The following is a 5,025-nucleotide window of genomic DNA, read 5'->3' as shown; positions in this document are numbered from 1 at the left end:
GGGGCCCGCCGACGACGCGGCCGGCGACCCCGTCGGGCCCGCCGAGATCCTCCCGCCCGGGGACCCCCGGGTGCCGGACGCCGCGCACTGCGTGACGGGCGCGCTGCTCGCCGCCCGCGCCCTGGCCCACCCCGACCGCGTGTACGCCGTCTTCGAGGACGGCACCGACTGGACGTACGGGCAGGCGTACGAAGACGCGCGTGCCACCGCCGCGGCCCTGTACCAGTTGGGCGTGCGGCAGGGCGACACCGTGCTGTGCTGGCTGCCCAACGGCCTTGACGCGCTGCGCGTCTGGTACGGCGTCAATCTGCTGGGCGCCGTCCACGTCCCCGTCAACACCGCCTACCGCGGGGGCCTGCTCGGGCATGTGCTCGACAACTCCGGCGCCCGCGTCCTGGTGGCGCACGCGCTGCTCGTCGAACGGCTCCAGCACACCTCGGGCGCCCGGCTCCAGGACGTCGTCGTCCTCGGCGGCGGACCGGACGACCCGTGGCCCGACGCCCTGCCCGGCGCCCCGCGCGTCCACGGTCCCGCGGCGCTGCGGGGCCGGCCGGAGGACTTCGCGCCGCCCGAGCGGCCGGTCGCGCCCTGGGACACCATGGCGGTGATCTACACCTCGGGCACCACCGGCCCGTCCAAGGGCGTCCTCGTCTCCTACGTCCACCACTACTCGACCGTGACGGCGCTGCTCGACGACGACATCACCGAGCACGACCGGTATCTGCTCAACCTGCCGCTGTGCCACGGCGGCGGCACCGAAGTGGCCTACTGCATGCTCCTGTACGGGGGTTCGGTCGTCGTCACCGAGGGCTTCGGGACGAGCGAGTTCTGGGACGTGGTCCGCCGACACGGAGTGACCATGTGCACCCTGCTCGGCGCCATGGTCGATTTCCTGCTCGGCCTGCCGCCCCACCCGGGAGAGGCGGACCACCCCCTGCGGGCCGCCTGCGTGATTCCGCTGACGCGCCAGGCCCTCGACTTCGGCCGCCGCTTCGGCGTGGACGTCTACACCGGGTTCAACATGTCCGAGACGTCGGCGCCCCTGGTGTCGGCGCTCAATCCGCAGCGCGTCGGCAGCTGCGGGCGTCCGCGCCCCGGGGTGCAGTGCCGGGTGGTGGACGAGCACGGCATCGACGTACCGGACGGCGAGGCCGGCGAGCTGGTGCTGCGCGCCGATCGGCCGTGGTCGCTGTTCCACGGCTACCACGGCATGCCGGAGGCCACCGCGGCGGCGTGGCGGCACGGCTGGTTCCACACCGGGGACGCCGTGGTGCGGGAGGCGGGGGGCGACTACTTCTTCGTGGACCGCATCAAGGACGCCATCCGGCGCCGGGGCGAGAACGTCTCCTCGGCCGAGGTGGAGGGCGAACTGCTCAGCCATCCCGCGGTGGCTCTGGCCGCGGCCGTGGCGGTGCCCAGCGATCTGGCCGAGGACGAGATACTCGCCGCCCTCGTGCTGCGGCCCGGGGTCCGGTTCGACCCGGAGCGGTTCATCGCGCATCTGCGGCCGCGCATGGCCCACTTCATGGTGCCGCGCTATCTGCGCGTGCTGTCCGAGCTCCCCGTCACACAGACGGGCAAGGTCCGCAAGGAGACGCTGCGCGCCCAGGGTGTCACTCCCGACACCTGGGACCGGGTGGCCGCAGGGATCGAGGTCACCCGTGACCGCATCCGCTGAACCGGCCGCCGCCGGGCACCGCGTGATCGACGTGTGCGCGCTGGCCCTGGACCGGGAGTGCTGGCGCACGTACTTCCGCGGGCTCGGCGCCGTGGCGCCGACGTATCTGCGCGCCTTCGGCCGCCACGCCACGGCGGTCTTCGGCGCCGACTACGCCCGCTTCCGTGCCCGCCTGGGCGCGGGGGACCAGGACGGCGCCGTCGACCTGCTCGTCGCGGGACAACCGGAACGCGTGGACACCGAGGCGCTGCTGCGGACCATGGACGACAACGGCGTCGTCCACCAGGTCCTGATGAGCTGCGGCGGTGTCACAGCCGACGGGGACGACGTCAACAGCCGGGTCGCCGCCGTCGCCGCCAAGGCGCCCGACCGGCTCCAGGCATGGGCGGGCATCGACCTCACCGACCCCGGGCGGGCCGTCGCGGAACTGGAACGCTGCCACACCCTCGGCATGCGGGGCTTCGCGGTGACCCCCTTCTGGCAGGGAGTCGACCCGCGCGACGCGGCCCACGACCCGGTCTTCGCCAGGGCGCAGGAGCTCGGCATGCCGCTGTGGCTGCACACCGGGCACCATTTCTCGCGGCACGCCGCCGAGTTGTGCCACCCCCGCAACGTCGACTGGATCGCCCTGCGCCACCCCGGCCTGCCGATCGTCGCGGGGCACGCCGCCTGGCCCTGGGTGCTCGAGCTGGTCTCCGTCGCCCAACGCCACCGCCACGTCCACCTCGACATCTCCTCCCACCGGCCGCAGTGGATGTCCCGCCCCGGATCGGGCTGGGAGCCACTGCTCCTGTACGGCAGCACCGTGCTGCGCGACCGGATCCTGTTCGGCTCGGCGACCTGGGTCAACGCCGACCCCGTCGCCGTGCTTGCCGGACAGGTGGCCGCCCTCGGCCTCGGCGACGAGGTCACGGACGGCTGGCTGTACGGCAACGCGGCCCGGCTTCTCGGGCTCGGACCCGGCTGACGCCCGCGTGCCGACCCGCACCCGCGACGCCCGCACTCCACTCCACCCCATCCCGAACCCCCTACCCCCGCCGGCGAGCGCACCCAGCCGCGAACAGAAAGGGACCCATCGTGATCGACCCCGCTGACTACGCCCTGTGGAACAGTGGCGTGCCGCGCCCGTACCTGAACGCACTGTCCCGCGACGACCTGCTCGCCGAGTCCGACGGCGTGCGCGTCCGTGACTCCGGCGGACGCTGGTACCTGGACGGCCGCTCCGGACTGTGGAACGTGACGCTGGGCTACGGCAACACGCGCGTCAAGGAAGCCATCAAGCAGCAGGTGGACAAGCTGCCGTTCGCGAACAGCTACGGCTACGGACGCCCCGCCCAGGTCACCGTGGACTGCGCCGAGGCCCTCGTCGGCCACCTGCCCGAGGGCATCAACCACGTCCGGTTCGCCAGCAACGGCGCCCAGGCGGTGGAGATGGCCCTGCAGCTCTCCCGCTTCCTCAGGCTGCGCGCCGGACAGCCCGAGCGCATGGCCGTGTTCGCGATGTGGGACGGCTTCCACGGGCAGGGCCCCGGCGCCGGCATGGTGACCGGTGTCCCGTACCTGCACCACCAGACCGGCCCCATGCTCCCCGAGGTGCACCACGCCCCCGGGCCGTTCTCCGTGGGCGCGACGCCGGGCGTCAGCGACATGGAGCGGCTCATCACCGAATTCGGCCCGGAGCGGGTGACCGCGGTGATCGTGGAGCCCGTGGTGGGCGAGGGCGGGCACATCCTGTCCCCCGAGTACGTGGGCTCCCTCGCCCGGTTCTGCCGGGAGCACGACATCCACCTGGTCTTCGACGAGGTCGTCACCGGCATGGGCCGCGTCGGCGACTTCACCCGCGTCGGCCAACTGCCCGACGTCACCCCCGACATCATCACCCTGGGCAAGGGCATCACCTCGGGGTACGTGCCGATGTCGGCCGTCGCCATCCACGACCGCCTCTACGACCAGCTGGCGGAGCGGACCACGGGCGACACCGCGCTCAGCGTCGGCTCGACCAACGACGGTCACGCGGTGGCCGCGGCGGCCGCCCTCGCGGTGATCGGGGCCCTCACCGAGGACGGCGTCCTCGAGAACGTACGCCGCCGTGAGGCGGACCTCCTGGCCGCCCTGGCCAAGCTCCAGGCCCAGCACCCCGAGTTGACGGGCTTCCGCTGCCTGGGCCTGTTCTGCGGCCTGGAGCTCGGCGAGCCCGGCGGTCCTTCGTGGTCCCCGGGCAAGGTGAACAAGCTGCGCATGGCCCTGGAGAGCCGGGGCGTGCTCAGCTCCAGCCTGCGCGTCGTGCCCAATCTGATGCTCATGCCGCCGCTCGTCATCACGGAGGACGACGTGGCGGAGATAGCCGGCGCGCTCGACGGCGCGCTCACCGATGTGAAGTCGGGCCGGCTGCCCGAGTCCGGCTTCGCCAAGGCCATGGGATGACGCCCGGGGCCGAGGGACGACAGAGGAAAACGGGGCTTCTCCACGTGATGGAAGGTGAGTGACGAGATGGCCAGTCAGCACACCGGTCGCAAGACCAGCAAGCAGTGGCAGGAAGAGGCGGCGGAGGAGTGGGACCGCTACGCCGACATCTGGGACAGCTGGACGCCCGACGACAGCCGGGACGACGCGGAGGAGGCCGCGGACTTCCTCGCGGCTCTCGCCAAGGGCGGCACGGCCCTGGAACTCGGCATCGGGACGGGCCGCGTGGCGCTCCCGCTGGCGCAGCGCGGGGTGCGGGTGAGCGGCATCGACGCCTCGCCGAAGATGCTGCAGAAGCTCAAGGAGAAGCCCGGCGGGGACCAGATCGTGGCCTTCGAGGGCAACTTCGCCGACGTCGACGTCGAGGAGGAGTACGACGTCGTCTTCATCGCCCTCGCCACGCTGTTCGTCCTGCCCGACCAGGACGAGCAGGCGCGCTGCCTCGCCAACAGCGCCAAGCGGCTCAAGCCCGGCGGGCGGGTCGTCGTCCAGAACATCGTGCCGGACATGACGTACTACCAGCGCGGTCGGCAGAACGACTACGGCATGACTGAGCCGTTCCGCATCTCCGGCCGCCTGGCCGGGCACCCGCGGCTCGCCTGGTTCGAGATGAACCACGTCGACCCGACGACGCAGATGGTCAAGCGCACGGACGTCATCATGAGCGAGAAGGGCAACCGCATCATCGCGGCGACCATGCGCTTCGTGTGGCCCTCCGAGCAGGACCTGATGGCCCGTCTGGGCGGTCTGGAACTGGAGGACCGCTGGGGCGGCTGGCGCAAGGAGCCGTTCCACTACGACAGCAGGGACGCGGTGTCCGTCTACCGCAAGCAGTGACCGACCCCCGTCCAACCGATCCCCGTCCATGAGACTGCGGGCCCGCG

At 72.3% G+C, this 5,025-nt stretch carries 4 protein-coding genes; all 4 read left to right on the top strand.

Translation table 11 applies throughout. The annotated features are described in order from the left end of the window. Window positions 1–1,678, top strand: a 1,678-nt coding sequence (locus STRAU_RS36480; RefSeq protein ID WP_310592302.1) for an AMP-binding protein, incomplete at its 5' end; no start/stop codon positions are given. Further along, window positions 1,662–2,645, top strand: a complete 984-nt coding sequence (locus tag STRAU_RS36475) for an amidohydrolase family protein (RefSeq protein ID WP_016645409.1) — start codon at window positions 1,662–1,664, stop codon at window positions 2,643–2,645. The genes STRAU_RS36480 and STRAU_RS36475, both read left to right, overlap by 17 nt. Window positions 2,646–2,755: 110 nt before the next feature. Continuing rightward, window positions 2,756–4,102, top strand: coding sequence for an aminotransferase class III-fold pyridoxal phosphate-dependent enzyme (locus STRAU_RS36470; protein WP_016645408.1), 1,347 nt, complete (start codon window positions 2,756–2,758; stop codon window positions 4,100–4,102). A 66-nt stretch (window positions 4,103–4,168) separates the two neighbouring features. Next, complete coding sequence (locus STRAU_RS36465; RefSeq protein WP_052029430.1) at window positions 4,169–4,978, top strand: class I SAM-dependent DNA methyltransferase; 810 nt, start codon at window positions 4,169–4,171, stop codon at window positions 4,976–4,978. Window positions 4,979–5,025 lie beyond the last annotated feature (47 nt).

The sequence above is a fragment of the Streptomyces aurantiacus JA 4570 genome (assembly GCF_000414115.1).
GTDB classification, from domain to species: Bacteria; Actinomycetota; Actinomycetes; order Streptomycetales; family Streptomycetaceae; genus Streptomyces; species Streptomyces aurantiacus_A.
This window is presented reverse-complemented; position numbering and strand designations above follow the sequence as displayed.